The organism is Mesorhizobium ciceri biovar biserrulae WSM1271 (genome assembly GCF_000185905.1).
Lineage (GTDB): Bacteria > Pseudomonadota > Alphaproteobacteria > Rhizobiales > Rhizobiaceae > Mesorhizobium > Mesorhizobium ciceri.
The window spans coordinates 2,938,668-2,955,631 of record NC_014923.1 but is presented as its reverse complement, the minus strand read 5'-3'; the positions used below and the strand labels follow the sequence as shown (position 1 = coordinate 2,955,631).

Annotated in this window: 17 protein-coding genes and 1 pseudogene; 9 read left to right on the top strand and 9 right to left on the bottom strand. The window is 63.8% G+C overall.

The genetic code is table 11. The features are described 5' to 3' along the window. Window positions 1–135: 135 nt before the first annotated feature. From MESCI_RS14255 to MESCI_RS14240, 4 genes are read left to right on the top strand one after another with little or no spacing between them, the layout of a single operon-like run. On the top strand, window positions 136–996 hold the full coding sequence (locus MESCI_RS14255; RefSeq protein ID WP_013530648.1) for an FAD binding domain-containing protein: 861 nt from the start codon (window positions 136–138) through the stop codon (window positions 994–996). Continuing rightward, window positions 996–1,472 carry a (2Fe-2S)-binding protein gene (locus tag MESCI_RS14250; protein ID WP_013530647.1) on the top strand — a complete coding sequence of 159 codons (477 nt, stop codon included), beginning with the start codon at window positions 996–998 and terminating at the stop codon, window positions 1,470–1,472. The genes MESCI_RS14255 and MESCI_RS14250 overlap by 1 nt, the downstream gene beginning before the upstream one ends. Before the next feature lies 1 nt (window position 1,473). Next, window positions 1,474–3,744, top strand: coding sequence for a xanthine dehydrogenase family protein molybdopterin-binding subunit (locus tag MESCI_RS14245; RefSeq protein WP_013530646.1), 2,271 nt, complete (start codon window positions 1,474–1,476; stop codon window positions 3,742–3,744). Then, a complete protein-coding gene (locus MESCI_RS14240; protein WP_013530645.1) occupies window positions 3,732–3,977 on the top strand; it encodes a MoaD/ThiS family protein in 246 nt (81 codons plus the stop codon). The genes MESCI_RS14245 and MESCI_RS14240 overlap by 13 nt, the downstream gene beginning before the upstream one ends. A gap of 310 nt (window positions 3,978–4,287) precedes the next feature. On the opposite strand, the gene MESCI_RS14235 is transcribed toward MESCI_RS14240, so the two are convergent. The 4 genes and pseudogenes from MESCI_RS14235 to MESCI_RS14220 all read right to left on the bottom strand — a co-directional run bounded on the left by MESCI_RS14235 (window position 4,288) and on the right by MESCI_RS14220 (window position 8,262). Continuing rightward, window positions 4,288–6,345 (bottom strand): TRAP transporter permease, encoded by a 2,058-nt coding sequence (locus tag MESCI_RS14235; protein WP_013530644.1) that lies wholly within the window; start codon window positions 6,343–6,345, stop codon window positions 4,288–4,290. A gap of 86 nt (window positions 6,346–6,431) precedes the next feature. Beyond that, window positions 6,432–7,421: a TAXI family TRAP transporter solute-binding subunit gene (locus MESCI_RS14230; RefSeq protein WP_013530643.1), complete on the bottom strand. Its 990-nt coding sequence runs from the start codon at window positions 7,419–7,421 to the stop codon at window positions 6,432–6,434. 252 nt (window positions 7,422–7,673) lie between these two features. Further along, window positions 7,674–7,870 (bottom strand): annotated as a pseudogene (locus MESCI_RS14225) (ABC transporter permease); the annotation flags it as partial. A gap of 35 nt (window positions 7,871–7,905) precedes the next feature. Further along, window positions 7,906–8,262: a hypothetical protein gene (locus MESCI_RS14220; RefSeq protein WP_013530642.1), complete on the bottom strand. Its 357-nt coding sequence runs from the start codon at window positions 8,260–8,262 to the stop codon at window positions 7,906–7,908. Window positions 8,263–8,508: 246 nt separating this feature from the next. Here MESCI_RS14220 and MESCI_RS14215 point away from each other — a divergent pair, with 246 nt between their 5' ends. Continuing rightward, window positions 8,509–8,949, top strand: a complete 441-nt coding sequence (locus tag MESCI_RS14215; RefSeq protein ID WP_013530641.1) for a lipid-binding SYLF domain-containing protein — start codon at window positions 8,509–8,511, stop codon at window positions 8,947–8,949. Window positions 8,950–8,952: 3 nt separating this feature from the next. Here the strand turns inward: MESCI_RS14215 and MESCI_RS14210 are convergent, their stop codons facing one another. Next, the gene (locus MESCI_RS14210) at window positions 8,953–10,575 is read right to left on the bottom strand and encodes an ABC-F family ATP-binding cassette domain-containing protein (RefSeq protein ID WP_013530640.1); all 1,623 of its coding nucleotides are present in this window, start codon (window positions 10,573–10,575) and stop codon (window positions 8,953–8,955) included. A gap of 281 nt (window positions 10,576–10,856) precedes the next feature. Here MESCI_RS14210 and MESCI_RS14205 point away from each other — a divergent pair, with 281 nt between their 5' ends. Further along, entirely contained in the window at window positions 10,857–11,138 is a 282-nt protein-coding gene (locus tag MESCI_RS14205) for a hypothetical protein (RefSeq protein ID WP_013530639.1), read from the top strand. Window positions 11,139–11,229: 91 nt separating this feature from the next. Here MESCI_RS14205 and MESCI_RS14200 read toward each other — a convergent pair whose 3' ends face one another. After that, window positions 11,230–12,363, bottom strand: coding sequence for a transporter substrate-binding domain-containing protein (locus MESCI_RS14200; RefSeq protein WP_224621835.1), 1,134 nt, complete (start codon window positions 12,361–12,363; stop codon window positions 11,230–11,232). Between the two features lie 241 nt (window positions 12,364–12,604). Continuing rightward, the gene (locus MESCI_RS14195; protein WP_013530637.1) at window positions 12,605–13,204 is read right to left on the bottom strand and encodes a YdeI/OmpD-associated family protein; all 600 of its coding nucleotides are present in this window, start codon (window positions 13,202–13,204) and stop codon (window positions 12,605–12,607) included. 264 nt (window positions 13,205–13,468) lie between these two features. Between MESCI_RS14195 and MESCI_RS14190 the strand changes: the two genes are divergently transcribed. Then, window positions 13,469–14,080 (top strand): hypothetical protein, encoded by a 612-nt coding sequence (locus MESCI_RS14190; RefSeq protein ID WP_164919900.1) that lies wholly within the window; start codon window positions 13,469–13,471, stop codon window positions 14,078–14,080. Between the two features lie 21 nt (window positions 14,081–14,101). On the opposite strand, the gene MESCI_RS14185 is transcribed toward MESCI_RS14190, so the two are convergent. Continuing rightward, complete coding sequence (locus tag MESCI_RS14185) at window positions 14,102–14,575, bottom strand: cupin domain-containing protein (RefSeq protein WP_013530635.1); 474 nt, start codon at window positions 14,573–14,575, stop codon at window positions 14,102–14,104. Window positions 14,576–14,640: 65 nt separating this feature from the next. Between MESCI_RS14185 and MESCI_RS14180 the strand changes: the two genes are divergently transcribed. Together MESCI_RS14180 and MESCI_RS14175 are read left to right on the top strand one after the other, a co-directional pair. Continuing rightward, window positions 14,641–15,102 carry a MarR family winged helix-turn-helix transcriptional regulator gene (locus MESCI_RS14180; protein WP_013530634.1) on the top strand — a complete coding sequence of 154 codons (462 nt, stop codon included), beginning with the start codon at window positions 14,641–14,643 and terminating at the stop codon, window positions 15,100–15,102. A 129-nt stretch (window positions 15,103–15,231) separates the two neighbouring features. Further along, window positions 15,232–15,960 carry an SDR family oxidoreductase gene (locus MESCI_RS14175; protein ID WP_013530633.1) on the top strand — a complete coding sequence of 243 codons (729 nt, stop codon included), beginning with the start codon at window positions 15,232–15,234 and terminating at the stop codon, window positions 15,958–15,960. A gap of 16 nt (window positions 15,961–15,976) precedes the next feature. Here MESCI_RS14175 and MESCI_RS14170 read toward each other — a convergent pair whose 3' ends face one another. Next, entirely contained in the window at window positions 15,977–16,951 is a 975-nt protein-coding gene (locus tag MESCI_RS14170) for a LysR family transcriptional regulator (RefSeq protein WP_013530632.1), read from the bottom strand. Between the last annotated feature and the right edge of the window lie 13 nt (window positions 16,952–16,964).

The following is a 16,964-nucleotide window of genomic DNA, read 5'->3' as shown; positions in this document are numbered from 1 at the left end:
TCAGTGCGCCACTTTCGGCCTGTTGGACTGGATATTGCGGCGCCTGGCCTAATCGCCGCAGATGACGAACCGGATAGCCATTATGAGGAGACTGTTTATAACGGTCGCTGAAATCGCGATGACCAAGGGGAGACGATGCGCTACATACGTCCGCTTTCAATAGAAGATGCCGTTGGCCAGTTGGCCGGGTCGGCTGGTGCGGCCGCCATCCTCGCCGGAGGCAGCGACCTCCTGGTCAGGATGAAGGGCGGCTTTGCCGAACCAGAGTTGATCGTCGACATCAAGGCGATCGATGGCTTGAGCGAGATCCGGGAAACGGCTGAAGGCTTCAGCATCGGCGCCGCGGTCCCTTGCGCCGTCCTGGGGGAGAACATCGCCCTCAAGAAGGCATGGCCTGGTGTCGTCGAGGCGGCCAAGCTGATCGGCTCCAAGCAGGTGCAGGGCCGCTGCACCATCGTGGGCAATCTCTGCAACGCCTCGCCGGCCGCCGACAGCGTGCCGGCGCTGGTTGCCGCCGGCGCCAGGGCATCGGTCGTCGGGCCGGCGGGCCGGCGCACGATCCCCGTGCAGAGCGTACCGACCGCGCCGGGCAAGACGTCGCTGGCCAAAGGCGAGATCATCGAGGCGATCCTGCTCGACAAGCGCGAGCCGCGGTCTGGCGATGCCTATCTGCGTTTCATTCCACGCACCGAGATGGACATCGCGGTGGTCAGCGCCGGGGTGAACCTGACGCTCGACGAGCACGGTGTCGTCAAATCGGCCCGCGTGGCGCTGGGCGCCGTGGCGGCGACGGTGCTTCTGGTTGAAGAGGCCGCGGAGGTGCTCGTCGGCTCCAGGCTGGACGAGGCGACGCTGGAACGGCTCGCCAAGGTCTGTGCGGGCGCCTGCCGTCCGATCGACGACAAGCGCGGCACTATCGAATTCAGACGAAAAGTTGCGGGTGTGCTGGCCCAGCGGGCCGCCACATCAGCCTATGCACGTGCAGGAGGCAAATGATGGCTGGAATTGCAGTTTCAACGACAATCAACGGCGATGCTGTCGAGTATCTGTGCCAGCCCGACGAGACGCTGCTAGACGTCCTGCGCGATCGGCTGGGGCTGACGGGCGCCAAGGAAGGCTGCGGCACCGGCGACTGCGGCGCCTGCAGCATTATCCTCGACGACCGGTTGGTGTGCTCATGCCTGGTGCTCGGCGCCGAGGCTGAAGGCCGTCGCGTCGAGACCATCGAGGGCATGGCGCATGGCGATACGCTGCACCCGCTGCAGCAGAAATTCCTCGAGCACGCCGCATTGCAATGCGGCATCTGCACGCCGGGCTTCCTGATCGCGGCCAAGGACCTCCTGGCCAAGAACCCCGACCCGACCGAGGAGGAAATCCGCTTCGGCCTTGCCGGGAACCTCTGCCGCTGCACCGGCTACGACAAGATCGTGCGCGCCGTCCAGGATGCGGCCATCGTGATGAAGGGAGCCTGAGATGAATTTCGATCCACGTTTTTCCGGACGTAAATTCGCCTCCGTCGGCACACGTCCGATCCGTCCCGACGGCATCGACAAGGTGACGGGCCGCGCGCGCTACGGCGCCGACTTCAACATGGCCGGCCAGCTGGTCGGGCGCGTTCTGAGAAGCCCGCACGCCCACGCCAGGATCGTCAAGATCGACACGTCGAAAGCGGAAAAGCTCGCCGGCGTCAAGGCGGTGATCACCGCGGCCGACCTGCCCGACCTCACCGATGGCGATGCCGCCATGTACGACGTCCTCGACAATTGCATGGCGCGCACGAAAGCGCTCTATGACGGCCACGCGGTGGCCGCGGTCGCCGCGATCGACGCCCGCACCGCCAGGCAGGCGCTGAAGCTCATCGAGGTCGAGTACGAGCTTTTGCCGCACGTCACCGATGTCGACGAGGCGGCGAAGCACACGGCGCCCTTGATCAATGATGCCATCTTCACCGAGGGCCTTGAGGAAAAACCGGTAAAACCCTCCAACGTCACCAAGCGCAGCCAGTTTGGCCATGGCGATGTCCATCAGGGTTTCGGGCAGGCCGACTTCATCGTCGAGCGCTCCTTCAAGACCGAGCAGACGCACCAGGGCTATATCGAGCCGCATGCCTGCGTGGCGAATTTCAGTTCCGACGGCACCGCCGACCTTTGGGTGTGCACGCAGGGCCATTTCGTCTACCGCCAGCACTGCGCCCAGTTGCTTGGCATGGAAGCCTCGAAACTGCGCGTCACCTCCTCGGAGATCGGCGGCGGTTTTGGCGGCAAGACCCATGTCTGGGCCGAGCCGGTGGCGCTGGCGCTGTCGCGCAAGGCAGGACGGCCGGTGAAGCTGGTGATGACCCGCGACGAGGTGTTCCGCGCCTCGGGCCCGACCAGCGCCACCTCGATCGACGTCAAGATCGGCGCCCGCAAGGACGGCACGATCACCGCCGCCGAAGCGACGCTGCGCTACAGCTGCGGCCCGTATGCCGGCTCCTGGGCCGAGATCGGCGCCATGACCGCGTTCGCCTGCTACAAGCTCGATAACGTCAAGACGGTCGGCTACGAAGTGCTGGTCAACCGGCCGAAGACCGCGGCCTATCGCGCGCCTTCCGCACCCATGGCAGCCTTCGCGGTGGAAAGCGCCGTCGACGAGTTGGCCAAGAAGATCGGCATGGACCCGGTCGACTTCCGGATCAAAAACGCCGCGCAGGAAGGCACACGGTCCTCCTACGGTCCGGTCTACGGCCCGATCGGCATCGGCCCGACGCTCGAGGCGGTGAAGAGCCATCCGCACATGAAGGCGCCGCTGGGCAAGAACCAGGGCCGCGGCATGGCTTGCGGCTTCTGGTTCAACTTCGGCGGCCAGACCTGCACCGACCTCAACATCGGCATGGACGGCTCGGTCTCGCTTGCCGTCGGCACAGTCGACGTCGGTGGTTCGCGCGCGTCGCTGTCGCTGGTGGCGGCGGAGGAACTGGGCATCGACTATTCTCAGGTCAAGGCGATCGTCGCCGACACGTCCAGCCTCGGCTACAACGACATGACGGACGGCAGCCGCGGCACCTTCTCCTCTTCCATGGCGACGATCTCGGCCGCCCGCAATGCGATTCTGATCCTGCGCGAGCGCGCCGCGCAGATGTGGGACATTGCCGTCGACGACGTGGTCTGGGAAAAGGGCCACGCGATCGCCAAGGGCGAGAAGCACGGCAATCTCGGCAAGCTGTCGCTGAAGGAGATCGCGGTCGAGTCGGGCAAGACCGGCGGGCCGATCGCCGGCCACAGCGAGCTCGTCGCCGATGGCGCCGGCGTCTCCTTCGCCACCCATATCTGCGATATCGAGGTCGATCCCGATACCGGGGCCGCCAGGGTCATCCGCTACACGGTCGTGCAGGACGCCGGCAAGGCGGTGCACCCGACCTATGTCGAGGGACAGTACCAGGGGGGCGCCGCGCAAGGCATCGGCTGGGCGCTCAACGAGGAGTATATCTACGGCAAGGACGGGCGGCTGCAGAACGCCGGCTTCCTCGATTACCGCATCCCGGTCTGCTCGGACCTGCCGATGATCGACACCCAGATCCTCGAGATCCCCAACCCTAACCACCCTTACGGGGTGCGCGGCGTCGGCGAGACGTCGATCGTGCCGCCGCTGGCGGCGATCGCCAATGCGGTGTCGAACGCCGCGGGCGTGCGCATGACGCACATCCCGATGTCGCCGCCGCGCATCCTGGCGGCGATCGAGGCGGAACGGGAATGGTCGAAGTAACGCTCTGGGGCTCGCTCGCCGCGACCGCCGGAGGCAACAGCAAGGTCGAGATCGAGGCCAAGGACATAAGGGAGCTGTTCAGGAAGCTGGCTGAACAGTATCCCGGCCTCGAGCCCTTGATCGACAAGGGCATCGCGGTTGCCATCGACGGGACGATCTATCGCGATACGTGGTCGAAGAAGCTGCCGCAGGGGGCGGAGATTTTTTTGCTGCCGCGGCTGGCGGGGGGATAGGCGGACACATGGCAGGGTAAAAGGTGCACTGTCACCGTAATTCCCGTAATTCTCGTAATTCTAAGAAGGCCAAAAACCGCTGTTGGATTCGACCGGGAGGAGGGTCTGATTTGCGCCCCATGCCGGTCATCGCCACGGCTCATCGCCTCTTCTCACGAGCGGACATCTTCGCGACTAGGCTGAAGCTCGCTCGGCGCCGAGAACCCGCAGCGGAATGTCATGGACTCGATGGTCCGCCCTCTCTTTCCGTCCGCCCCCTCATATGCGCGACGTCGAAACTCCGGGAAGGATTGCGTTGGAGCGGCGCTGATCAGACTGGTTGCGCCTCTTCAGTGTGGCGTGCGTTCCATTGGCGCAGCAGGACCGGGACCAAAAGCGCCACGCCGAGTAGCGAGGAATAGAGTTCGGGTGCCACCAGAAGCAGGGCGGCGAACACGAGCAGCACGTTTTCCCATGGGCGTGTGCGCACCAGAAGATAGCGCGATAGCGCGGCGCCCAGGCAGGTGATGCCCAGCACGCAGCCGAAAAAGGCGAGGAAGAAGTTCGGCCAGGTGAAATCCTTCGTCACCAGCAGCAGGGACGGTGAGAAGACGAACACGAAAGGAACCAGTGCCTTACCCATCCCCAGCCGGAAGGCGGTGTTGCCGGTCTTGAACGGGTCCGCCCCCGCCATGCCAGCGGCGGCGTACGCCGCCAGCGCCACCGGTGGCGTGATGTCCGCCAGCAGTCCGTAATAGAACACGAAGAAGTGAGCGACGATCGGCTCGGTGCCGAGCATGACAAGCGCCGGCGCCGCGATCGTCACCATAATGATGTAGTTCGCGGTCGTCGGGATGCCGCAGCCCATCAGGATGCAGACGACGCCAGTCATGATCAAGGTGAACAATAGGGTCAGGCCCTGGGCCGAGAAGATCGCCTCGGGGATGAAGGTGCCGAAGAGAAGGGAAAGGTGTCCGGCCGTCGATGTGACGATGTAGGACAGCTTGAAGCCCACTCCGGTCAGGGTGACGACGCCCACGACGATGCCGACGGTTGCGGCAGCGGCTCCGACTGCGAGCGCATATTTGGCGCCGTCGCGCAGACACGTCACGATGTCGGCGACCGACATGCGCCGGCGCGGATTGAGCAAGCCGACGAGAATACACAAGGTGATGCCCCAGAAGGCGGCCATGTAGGGCGTGTAGCCCGAGAGCAGCACGCCGATGAGAACGACGAGCGGGATGATCGTCGGCCAGTCCCGCTTCAGCGCCTCGACGACATCGGGCATCTCGTCCGGCCTGAGCCCCCTGAGGCCGGTTCGCTTGGCCTCGAAATGCACCTGCATGAACACGCCAAAGAAGTGCATGAAGGCGGGCACGATGGCGGCAAGAATGATGGTCGTGTAGGGCAGTTCGAGAAATTCGATCATCAGGAAGGCCGCTGCGCCCATGATCGGCGGCGTCACCTGACCGCCGGTCGAGGACGCCGCTTCCACCGCTGCGGCGAAATGTTTCTTGTAGCCGAGCTTGATCATCGCCGGGATGGTCAGCGAGCCGACGGTAACGGTGTTGGCGACCGACGAGCCGGAAATCATGCCGAACAGCGCCGAGCCGAAGATCGACACCTTGGCGGGACCGCCGGCGTAGCGGCCGGCGACCCACGCCGCGCAGTCGAGGAAGAGCTGGCCGAGGCCAATGCGGGTAGCGAAGACGCCGAACAGCACGAAGTGGAAGACGTAGGTGGCGACGACGCCGAGCGCGATGCCGTAGATGCCCTGCGTCGTCAGATAAAGGTGATCGACAAGCTGGGAGACGGACGCGCCGGGGTGCACCAGAATGCTCGGCATGTACCGCCCCAACAGCGCGTAGGCCATGAAGACGACGGCGATGATGGGCAGCGGGATGCCGACGGAGCGGCGCGTCGCCTCCAGCAGAAGCAGGATGAGGATAAGGCCGAACACCACGTCGAGCGCCGTGGGATTGCCGACGCGGAAGGCAAGGTCGTCGAGCGGGATCATAGGCACGTGCATGACGACGACGACCGCAGCGATCGCCAGCAGCCAGTCGAAAAGGGGTATGCCGAGCGGCCGCAGGAGGCTGGACCGCGCGGGCTGGTCGTAGCTTTTCTTCACCAGCGGGAAGACGAGGAAGATCAGCGCCAGCACCATCGACAGGTGGATGCCCCGGTGCAGCATTTCCTGCAGCAGGCCGAAACCGGCGGTGTAGTAGTGAAACAGTGACAGCGCCACCAGGAGGAAGCCGACCAGCCAGCCCGCGACACGGGTCAGTGGCCGGAAGCGGATTTCGGAGTCGAATTTCTCCTCCAGTTCGCGAGCGTTCTCCTCATCGAACTCCATTGCGGAAAGCTTGATCTTGTCGTCATCGCTCATGGCCGGTTCCGTGTCCTGAATTTCCAGACAAAAGAGGCGGAAAGCATCCCTTCCGCCTCGTTGTTGTCAGCCGGTCCAAATGGCTCTTATTTCAGGGTGCCGACTTCCTTGTAGAATTTCTCTGCGCCGGGATGAAACGGAATGCCAGCGCTGGTAACCGCGTTCTGGAGCGTGATCAGCTTGCCCTTGGCGTGGCCTGCCTGCAGGGCCTTTTGGGTTTCGTCGCTGTAAAGCGACTTGACGATCTTGTAGACGAGGTCGTCGGTCTGCTTGGCGCTGGTCACCCATTGAGCGGCGACGGAAATGGTCTTGGTTTCGCCGACATTTTTGTAGGTGCCTTCCGGCACGGTATCGGTGGAGAAGAACTTCTGCTCGGACAGCAGCTTGTCGGCCTCCGGGCCGGTGATCGGCACCAGCGTGATGTTGTTGGTGGTGGCAAGCTCAACGATTGCGCCCGTCGGATAACCACCGACGAAGAAATAAGCGTCCATGGCGCCATCCTGCAGCCGCTCTCCGGCCGGGCCAGGCTTGAGATATTCGGGCTGCACGTCCTTTTCAGCCAGACCGTAAGCGCCAAGCACAAGTCGCGCATCGACGATGGTGCCGGAGCCCGGCTCGTCAAGAGAGACGCGTTTGCCCTTGAGATCCGCCACCGACTTAATGCCGGCGTCGGCACGCGCGACCAAATGGATCGTCTCGGGATAAAGCGTCGCGATGAGGCGCAGGTCGTCAATCTTGGGCTTGCCCTCATAGAGGCCGGTGCCCGAATGCGCCCAGTAGGCGACGTCGGATTGCGTGAAGCCCGATTCGGACGCGCCCGACTGGATGGCGCTGATGTTGGCCACCGAACCGTTGGAGGACGTGGCGGTGGCGACCAAGCCTTCGACGCCGGCCGCCCCGGTTGCCGAGATGGCGTTGGCGATCAGGCCGCCCACCGGATAGTAGGTGCCGGACGTTCCGCCCGTGCCGATGCGGAAAAACGCCTGCTGCGCGCGTGCCGGCGAAAATCCGGCCGCAGCCAAAGCCAGAGCGCCCGCGCCTATGGAAAAGGTGCGGCGGTTGATCGAAATAGTCATGCTACCTCCCAGTCTAAAAACCGGCAGGATGTTGCAGCGGCCAAGGTGTTGTCAACCTGTACACGCTTTTTGAGAGCGGATCGGTCCTCGCGGGCTGGCCGTGGCGCATCCTCAATAGGTGCAAATTTTGAAGAAGCACCAAAATTCGATCTGAGCCTTTATCATTGGTTGAACGGCAGTAGTTCGCATCCTTGCGCCAAAAGCTGCCTGTCTGAATTCGGCCCAAAAGCAGCCATTCACCTTAACCCGCCCCTATCTCTCCTCCACAATCCTCAAATAAACCGCCGTCACGAACAGCACGATCAGCCCGACAAGATCCGCCTTGCCCCTTCCGGCATCTGCAGGATCGTCAGCAGCGTCGTCAGCACGGCCAGAATCAGGGCGCCGAGGATGGTGCCGGTGTAAACACCGCGGCCCCCGAAGATCGAGGTGCCGCCAATGACGGCGGCCACCCCGGCGCCTTCCGCCCGGAAGGCGCGGCAGTCTATGGATACTTGGTCGGCGGTACGGCAGGGTTCAAGTCGCCCTGCAGTTCCTTCGGCAGCGGCAGGCTTGAGCATTGCAGGTGCACTTCGCGGGCGAACAGCTTTCGTTGCTTCTGCTCATGCTCCTTGATGGCTGCGACGAGCCCCATCGAGTATGGACCAAGCAAGACGCCGAAACCCCACCCCGGATGCTCTTTCTCGCGAGCCTCGTAATCCGAAGCCGCCCTGCGGGCCTGCTGGCATGCCGGGGAGGCCCATTTCTGGTCCTGCTGCGAAAGCGACGCCTCATAGTCGACCGGGGAGGTCGCGCACCCAGCCACTGCCGCAGCCAATGCGAGGCAGATTGCGATTCTCATCCGAAGCCTCTCCTAAGCCTTGTGAAGGCCTGCATAGACCTGTTCATCCCACAAGGCGATAGCTGCGGTCAGGTGCCCTCCCCACCCTCCGCCCTCTCCCCGGCCTTCCCGCAGCCGGATTCGAACGATGCCTGGAACCAAATCACGGGGCCTGGAACCAAACCGCGGGCGAGACTGTTCAGTTGTAGCTTTGATCCCACCCAGACATCCTGGCCGGCAAAGCGGCGACATTGAGGAGTTCTCACCATGAAGATTTCATCCGGATTTCGTTCCATAGCGGTTGCCGCCGTCGCCACCGCGAGCATCGGCTTTGCCAGCGCCGCGCATGCCGACAGCGGCACGATCCGCTTCGCCGTCTACAAGGCGGCCTTCTTCGTCGGTGGCTCCGGAGGCGAAGGAACGCTGACCTTCCATGGCCGCCGCTATCCCATCTCGGTCGGCGGCGTCTCGGGCGGTCTCGCCTTCGGCGTCTCCAAGACCTATTTCCGAGGTACCGTGCGCCACATCAAACGTGCGCGGGATGTGACCGGGGTCTACGGTGCGGCGGGCGGTGGCGGCGCGCTTGGCAAAGGGGCTCAGGTGATCGTCATGACCAATGACAAGGGCGCCCAGCTCGAATTGACGGGCAGGCAGGTCGGCCTGCAGGTCAACGCCGACCTCAGCGGCATGAGCATCTCGCTGAGGTAGCCGTTAGCTCCTCAGGCCCGGCGCTTCCTGCCCCGTCCGCTCGACATATTCCGTATAGCCGCCGCCATAGGTGTGGATGCCTTCGGGCGTCAGTTCCAGCACGCGGTTGGAAAGCGCCGCCAGAAAATGCCGGTCGTGCGAGACGAACAGCATGGTGCCCTCATACTGCGAAAGTGCCGTGATCAGCATCTCCTTGGTGGCGATGTCGAGATGGTTGGTCGGCTCGTCCAGCACCAAAAGGTTGGGCGGGTCGAACAGCATCAGCGCCATCACCAGCCGCGCCTTCTCGCCGCCTGACAGCACACGGCATTTCTTCTCGATCTCGTCGCCGGAAAAGCCGAAGCAGCCTGCGAGTGCCCGCAGCGGCGCCTGGCCGGCCTGGGGGAACGCGTCTTCCAGTGTCTGGAACACAGTGCGCTCGCCTTCCAGCACCTCCATGGCGTGCTGGGCGAAATATCCCATCTTGACACTTGGGCCCCGCGCGACCGTGCCGGTATCGGGCTCGGAAGCGCCGGCGACCAGCTTCAGAAGCGTCGATTTGCCGGCGCCGTTGACGCCCATGATGCACCAGCGCTCGCGGCGGCGGACCTGGAAATCGAGCCCCTCATAGATGCTGCGGCTGCCATAGCCCTTGTGGACGTTCTTCAGCGTGACGACATCCTCACCGCAGCGCGGCGCCGGCAGGAAATCGAAGGACACGGTCTGGCGGCGCTTCGGCGGCTCGACGCGGTCGATCTTGTCCAGCTTCTTCACCCGGCTCTGCACCTGCGCGGCATGCGAGGCGCGCGCCTTGAAGCGCTCGATGAAGGCGATCTCCTTGGCCAGCATCGCCTGCTGGCGCTCGAACTGAGCCTGCTGCTGCTTATCGGCGATCGCCCGCTGCTGCTGGTAGAATTCGTAGTTTCCGGAATAGGCGGTCAGCGAACCGGCGTCGATCTCGACCACCTTGTTGACGATGCGGTTCATGAACTCGCGGTCGTGCGAGGTCATCAGCAGCGCGCCATCATAGTTCTTCAGGAAGGATTCCAGCCAGATCAGGCTCTCCAGGTCGAGATGGTTCGACGGCTCGTCGAGCAGCATGGCGTCGGGCCGCATCAACAGGATGCGGGCCAGCGCCACGCGCATCTTCCAGCCGCCGGACAGCTTTCCGACATCGCCGTCCATCATCTCCTGCGAAAAGCCGAGACCGTCCAGCACTTCGCGGGCGCGGCCATCCAGCGCATAACCGTCGAGTTCCTCGAAGCGGTGCTGCGCCTCGCCATATTTTTCGATGATCTCGTCCATCTGGTCGGCCTGCTCGGGATCGGCCATGGCCGCCTCGAGGGCCGCCATTTCGGCCGCGACTTCGCTGACCGGCCCGGCGCCGTTCATCACTTCGGCGACAGCGCTGTGGCCTTCCATGTCGCCGACATCCTGGCTGAAATAGCCGATGGTGACGCCGCGATCGACCTGCACCTGGCCTTCGTCTGGCTGCTCCTGGCCGGTGATCATGCGAAACAGCGTCGTCTTGCCGGCGCCATTCGGCCCGACGAGGCCGACCTTCTCGCCCTTCTGCAGGGACGCCGACGCTTCGATGAAGACAAGCTGACGGCCGTTCTGCTTGCTGATGCTTTCAAGTCTGATCATGCGGTGTCCGGGGAATTTTGCTTGCGTGAAACGATTTGCCCGGCGCCTTACGCGAAGGATAGCCGCAAAGGAAGAGGCGCAAGCGCCGCACACCGCCGATCTCCCCCTCGTGGGGGAGATTGGCAGCTTCACCGCCAGACACACTCCAGAAACAAGATTCAACATCCGGGAAAAACTCGCGAAAACATCGCCTGTCATAACCACCCTCGCGGCGGTCACGCGGCCTGCGGCACAACGCGAAGAAATGGTCCCGAAACATGCAACGACGTTCGACCGGATGGATGGGTGCCCTGACAGGCATTTCGCTCGCCGTGCTTGCGGTCGCACAGTCGGATGCGGCGGTCACCCGGAGCGAATATTGCAGCCGGCTCGGTCTTCAACTCGACGGAGCCATCCAGACCAAAGCCAAACCCGGTGCCAGCGCGAGCCAGATCGCCGAGGCAACGGCACTCCAGGACAAGGCGAACCGGTTCTGTGCCGAGCGCAAGCAGGCGCAAGGCATCCGGACCTATGCCAATGCCCTGAAACTTCTTGGCGTGACACCGGTCGACCTGGACCAGTGACAGCAACCATCCATCCCTGAAAGACAGGCCGCCACTCTCGGATAGCGACGGCGGTTCTTCCAGCGCATAGCACCGCTGAAATTGCTGCCGGCTACTTCTCGCCCAGATACTGGAAGACGGCCTGCTTCCACCAATCGCTTTCGATGGTCTGCAGGAGGGCGACATCGAGAGACTTGCGCAACGGGCTGCCGAGCGGCAGCGCAATGGCATATTGCTGCTGGTCGAACGTCGCATCGAGAACCTGCAGGCTTGTCGCGTAATTCTGCCCGACCAGCCAGCCAAGCAGCGGCTTGTCGTGCACCAGCGCGTCGATCTTGCCGGCGCGAAGCGCGTTGAGGCCTTGCTGGATCGAGGCAAAGTCCTGATGACGGATCTGGGTCGAATCCAGATAGGACGCCGTCGACGAGCTCTGCACCGCGCCGACCCTGACCGCGGCGAGATCGCTTTCGCCCTGCACCATGCCTTCCATCTGCGTCACCGTCAGCACCGATGTGACACCTGCGGTGAACACCGCGATCGCGATGATCGATCCCATCATCCAGAGCGCGGCCAGCACGCGCCCCGGCACGGTTCGCGGGCCGAAATCACCGGTGCTGGCCTGCGTCGCGGCGATGGTCGACCACCACATGCTGGAAAACAGTCCCTTGGCGACGCCGCCGCCGAAATCGTCATTGTGCCGGCGTTCGAACATCCAGATGAGGACGCCGACCACCACCGATATGATGACCAGCGCCAGAACCGCCTGCAGGAAGCCGAACGACGTCAGGGCATGCAGCACCGGCCGCCATGACGGCTGGTTGTTGAGCGGCGTCGCGATGCCGAGCCCGGTCGTGAAGAAGGGCTGCGTGAAGTCGACGGCCTTTTCGCGGTCGGCCGTGACCGTGATCGCGGCCATCGCCGCATCGAATCTGCCGCTGACGACGCCATCGATCTGGTCCTGCACGGCAGGCACTTCGACATAGTGGAAGCGCAGGTTGAGCCGCCCGGCCATTTTCTGCCAGAGGTCGATGCTCAATCCCGACCAGCTGCCGTCCTGCAGCTTGAACGCAAAAGGCGGCGCCTGTTTTATCCCGACCGAGATCTCTTTTGCCGGCGAGGCCGAGGGGGAAGCCAGGTCGGGAGAAGTCTGATCGGGCGAAGTCTGGGCAAGCGTGACCCCGGCTCCCACACACGCGACGATGACAATGAGACCCAGCGCCATCGTCCACGAAGCAACTCTTCTCAACGGCAACGACTCCCAGCGACCGGTCCGCCGCTCGATCGTCGCGGCTTTCGAAGGGTAGCCGCCGTGCCCTCCTCCGTCCACCAGCGATGTCGTTGCTGAAGCGGCCGCGCCACGCCGACCCCGAATTGCGCGAAAACAAGCAGTTGGAACAATTTCGCGATTCAAATCCTGAAGCGCTTCGCGCAACGAGGGATCCCTTGAGGACAGGCTTGTGGCGCCGAAGACGAACTCGCGCCAAACCTCACTTCCTGCCTTGCGGATGGATCGTCTCACCGCGCTTCAGCATTGCCACAAACGCTTCGATCTTCCTCTTGCGCCCGGCCTCCGTCTTCATGTTGTGAATGCGGAAGGCGAGCGCGAAGCGGTTTTGCGCGCTGAGCTTTGCCAACATCGCCTTCGCAGTGGGTTCGGCGTCTATGGCCGCTTGCAAATCATCGGGAATTTTCATCTCCTTGCCGCTGCCATAGGCGCGCGCCCAGCGCCCGTCCGCCTTCGCCGCTTCGACCTGTTTGAGCCCATGCTCGGTCATGCGGCCCTCCTCGACCAGCCGCGCCACATTGTCGATGTTGATCAGGCTCCAGATGCTCTTCCTGCCGCGCGGCGTGTAGCGCTGCAGGAAGCTCTTGTCGTCCAACCCTTTGCGCACCGCATCGATCCAGCCGAAGCACAGCACCACGTCGATGGCTTGCTTGGGGGTGATCGATTTCAATCCGGACCCCACCTTGTGCATCTTGATCCAGACTTCGGCTTCCGTGGCGTGGTGCTTGCTCAGCCAGGCGTAGAAGCCGGCAGGATCCGCGAATTCGTGGACCTTGGCGGGATCGACCTTGATCGGCGCCATCAGTCGGCCTGCCCGTTCGATGCTGTTGCCGCTCGCGTCATCGCTCTCACTGTCGTCCTGCCTCCGGCATCATGCCCATCGTCATTGGCCAGCATCGTGGCATGAATTGCTGTCAGTTTCCGGCAGCAGACTTGGCAGGCGCGGACGGCGTTCCTTCGCGCCCGTCGGCCCGAACATTTTTCTTCCCACCCCACTGTAGAAAGTCCCGGAATACCTGCCATGCTCGTGCTCGGGCACGCCGTCTCGCTCCCGGGGGAATACGCCATGAAATCTCTGTTGCTCGCCTTTGTGTTGTTTCTCCCCACGGCCACCCTCGCCGAGCCGATCGAAACCCGGAAGATCATCACGGCTGTGACTGGCGATTTCAATGGCGACGGCGCCGTCGATCTTGCCATGGTGGTGGAGACCGAACCCGGCCATCCGATGGACGTCCACTTCTTCCTCAGGGACAAGGAGCACAATTACCTCAAACCCGTCGAGATCGTGCACGAGCAGATCCAAGGGGAATGGAACGGCTACGAGCGGGCGGGCTACGAGAACTCCGACACCGAGCCGGAACTGACGATGCTGCCCAACGGCTCGATCAAATTCTACCTGCCAGCGATGGAGATCGGCAGCGAACGGACCGACATGACGCTGACCATCGCCTGGCGCAATGATGCCTTCATCGTCGCCGGCTTCGCCTATGACCACTATGACTATTTGAAGGAGAATGCCGAAAGCGCCTGCGCGTACAATGTGCTGACCGGCAAAGGCACCAGCAGCGAAAAGCAGCCGGACGGCAGCACCAAGCACAGGACCGTCTCGGTCGAAGGCCAGACCATCGCCTTCAAGGACTGGAACCCCGGCACCACCTTCAGCGCTTGCGGCGCGTGACCGGCGCCTCTTCGACCGACTTCAGCTTGGCGGCGGCGCTGCCGGCGTCAGCCCGTGGCGGCGCATGATATCCATCATCCCAGTCTTGTCCGGCGGACCGCCGGCGGCGGCGTGGAACATGGCGAATATCTCGCGGAAATAGTCCGGACCGATCGCCGCCGGTGTGACGACGCACAGCGCTTTCGCATCCGCGCTGCCATTGTTGTCGAAGCGATGGACTGCGCCACGCGGGATGCACAGCGCTTCTCCCGGTCCAACCTCGATCGGCTTGCCGTCGACGGTCCAGGTCAGCACCCCTTCAATGCCGTAGATCGTCTCTTCGTAGTGATCATGGCTGTGCGCCGGCGCCAGCAGGCGCAGTCCGCTGGCAACCCTCAACTCAAAGGCGGCGATGCTGCCGTTCGAACTGTCGCCCGTCACCAGGAAGCGAATCGACAGCCCCTTGTCGCCGATGGTCTCATTGGCTGGATTGACCTGAAGATTCATGACCGACATTGCGCAAAGCCCTCCGGTAAATTACATTTACTCGCTATCAGTAAACTCAATTTACCGGATCGTCAATGCCCACCTCAACGGAAGTTCTACAGACCAAGACCGAGAACCTGCTGATCGGCGCCCTGCTGCGCGTGCCGGCACAAGCGATCCAGCGGCGGCTGATCAGGGAGCTCAACGCCGCCGGTTTCGACGAATTGCGCCTGCCGCATATGGCGGTGTTGCAGTTTCCCGGACCGGACGGCGCGCGGCCCGGGACCATCGCCGAGCGTGCCGGCATGAGCAAACAGGCCATCAACCAGCTGCTCAGCAGTCTCGAAGGGTACGGCTACCTCGTCCGCTCCGACATTCCCGGCGATGGCGGTGCGCGCGTGGTGCGGTCCACCGAACGCGGTCATGCCGCGTTCTGGAAAATGGTCGATATCCTGCACGACATCGAGGAGGAATGGCGCACCGAACTTGGGCAGGAGCGCTTTGCCCAGCTGAAAGCTCTGCTGTTTGTCGTCTGGGAAAGTCCGCTGGTGCGCTGAGCCAGAGACGGCGCTCGTCCGCCCTGCTCCATCGGCCTTTCCGATGGCACTATCGGTTTCTTCCGTTTCCTTCTGTCGCGCCGAACTGCCAATTCCTGCCCTTGTCCATCCAAGCAAAGGCAGAGCGAAATGAGCATTTCGAAACAGAAAATCCTGATCGTCGGCGGCGGCTCCGGCATGGGTCTGGCGCTGGCCCGGCACTGCGTGGAGGCCGGTGCGGCGGTTGTCATCGCCGGGCGCGGCCAAGACCGGCTGCGGCAGGCGCGCGAGGCGCTCGGCAATCCCGCCGGGCTGGAGACGGCCGTCGTCGACATCGCGCGCGAAGACCAGGTCTCGGCGCTGTTCGCAGCGATTGGCGGACTCGACCACATCGTCTGCACCGCAGCCGACATCGAAGGCGCCTACCGGCGGCTGCCGGAGCTTGACCTGATGGCGGCGCAAAAGGTGGTGGAGAGCAAGCTGTATGGCCCGCTGCTGCTCGCCAAGCACGGTGCGCCGCGGCTGGCAGTATCCGGCTCCATGACCTTCGTCTCCGGTATCGCCGCCTATCGCCCAGCCGCACGCGGCTCCGTCGTTGCTGCTGTCAACGCAGCGCTCGAAGGCCTCGTGCGGGCGCTGGCGGTCGAGTTGGCGCCGATCCGCGTCAATGCCGTGTCACCCGGCTGGGTCGACACCACGATCTGGGCGCAAGTGGCCGGCGACAGGAAGGACGAGACGTTAGCCGCGATGGCCAAGCGGCTGCCGGTCGGGCGGATTGGCCAACCCGATGATATCGCCGACGCCATCGCCTTCCTGATCGGCAATGGCTTTACCACGGGAACGACGCTGCATGTCGAGGGCGGCCACCGCCTGATCTGAACCGCCGCTGCTTCCGTCAGGAGTTGTTTGCAAACAAGGCCTTGGAGCGGTTCGACGATTCAAGTCCTGAACCAGCCTTGGCGGGCTGCAGGGCCGGCAGCAGCGTGTCGCGCGCGGCAGTGAGCAATTGCTTAAGCGCCGGCAGCTGGACGCGCCGGCGGCGCCAGATCATCACCAGCGGCGCTGTCCGCATCTGGCCGGGCCATCGCATTTCGACAATGTCGCCGCGTGCCAGCGCATCCGTGACGGCCAGGCGTGGAACGAGGGCGAGCCCCGCGCCGGCCGCCACCAGCCGCGCAATGGCGCCGATGCTGCCGACCTCGTTGGCAAGTCTGGGTGCGGCAGCGCCCGCCTCGGCAAAGGCCGTGTCGAACATGTGTCGGTAGATACATCCGGGCTCCGTTGCCACGAACTGCAGTCCGCCAAGCGCGGCAAGGTCGCCTGGCACGCTGCCCTGCCCCGGAGCCGCGACCAGCACCAGCGGTTCGGCTGCTATCGTGCGCCTGGCGAAGTGTTTATCCGACGCGCCCTTCGCGAAATCACGGCGGTCGAAGCAGAACGCGACATCGATGTCGCCATCCTCCAATTGGCGCAGCAGCGCGCCGCTGCCCGCCACCTTCATCCGCACGGTGATGTCGGGATGGCCGGCCTGGAACCCGGGCAGCCAAGGCGCCAGCCTGGCCGACGCGATCGTCTCCAGCGCGCCGATGTTCAGGTGCCCGCTTGTCGAACCTGCCGCTGCCTGCACGGCCGCGCGCGCCTCGCCGTCGAGCCGCAACAAATCCTCGGCGATCGGCTGCAGCGCTAGGCCTGCCGGCGTCAGCTCGAGGCCCATTTTCGAGCGCGTGAACAGGGCAGCACCAAGCTCGGCCTCAAGCGCCAGGATCTGGTCGCTGACGCTCGATTGCGCGAGGTGGACCACTTCTGCGGCGCGCGTGATGTTGCGGCTCCGCGCCACCGCAAGGAAGGTTTTGAGCAGTCTTGGATGCATCGCGTGGCTGACG

What these genes read in the sequence shown, in the direction of transcription:
- MESCI_RS14255 (WP_013530648.1), top strand. Translation starts at nt 136, where the DNA reads ATGCGCTACATACGTCCGCTTTCAATAGAAGATGCCGTTGGCCAGTTG.
- MESCI_RS14250 (WP_013530647.1), top strand. Translation starts at nt 996, where the DNA reads ATGGCTGGAATTGCAGTTTCAACGACAATCAACGGCGATGCTGTCGAG.
- MESCI_RS14245 (WP_013530646.1), top strand. Translation starts at nt 1,474, where the DNA reads ATGAATTTCGATCCACGTTTTTCCGGACGTAAATTCGCCTCCGTCGGC.
- MESCI_RS14240 (WP_013530645.1), top strand. Translation starts at nt 3,732, where the DNA reads ATGGTCGAAGTAACGCTCTGGGGCTCGCTCGCCGCGACCGCCGGAGGC.
- MESCI_RS14235 (WP_013530644.1), bottom strand. Translation starts at nt 6,345, where the DNA reads ATGAGCGATGACGACAAGATCAAGCTTTCCGCAATGGAGTTCGATGAG.
- MESCI_RS14230 (WP_013530643.1), bottom strand. Translation starts at nt 7,421, where the DNA reads ATGACTATTTCGATCAACCGCCGCACCTTTTCCATAGGCGCGGGCGCT.
- MESCI_RS14220 (WP_013530642.1), bottom strand. Translation starts at nt 8,262, where the DNA reads ATGAGAATCGCAATCTGCCTCGCATTGGCTGCGGCAGTGGCTGGGTGC.
- MESCI_RS14215 (WP_013530641.1), top strand. Translation starts at nt 8,509, where the DNA reads ATGAAGATTTCATCCGGATTTCGTTCCATAGCGGTTGCCGCCGTCGCC.
- MESCI_RS14210 (WP_013530640.1), bottom strand. Translation starts at nt 10,575, where the DNA reads ATGATCAGACTTGAAAGCATCAGCAAGCAGAACGGCCGTCAGCTTGTC.
- MESCI_RS14205 (WP_013530639.1), top strand. Translation starts at nt 10,857, where the DNA reads ATGGGTGCCCTGACAGGCATTTCGCTCGCCGTGCTTGCGGTCGCACAG.
- MESCI_RS14195 (WP_013530637.1), bottom strand. Translation starts at nt 13,204, where the DNA reads ATGGCGCCGATCAAGGTCGATCCCGCCAAGGTCCACGAATTCGCGGAT.
- MESCI_RS14190 (WP_164919900.1), top strand. Translation starts at nt 13,469, where the DNA reads ATGAAATCTCTGTTGCTCGCCTTTGTGTTGTTTCTCCCCACGGCCACC.
- MESCI_RS14185 (WP_013530635.1), bottom strand. Translation starts at nt 14,575, where the DNA reads ATGTCGGTCATGAATCTTCAGGTCAATCCAGCCAATGAGACCATCGGC.
- MESCI_RS14180 (WP_013530634.1), top strand. Translation starts at nt 14,641, where the DNA reads ATGCCCACCTCAACGGAAGTTCTACAGACCAAGACCGAGAACCTGCTG.
- MESCI_RS14175 (WP_013530633.1), top strand. Translation starts at nt 15,232, where the DNA reads ATGAGCATTTCGAAACAGAAAATCCTGATCGTCGGCGGCGGCTCCGGC.
- MESCI_RS14170 (WP_013530632.1), bottom strand. Translation starts at nt 16,951, where the DNA reads ATGCATCCAAGACTGCTCAAAACCTTCCTTGCGGTGGCGCGGAGCCGC.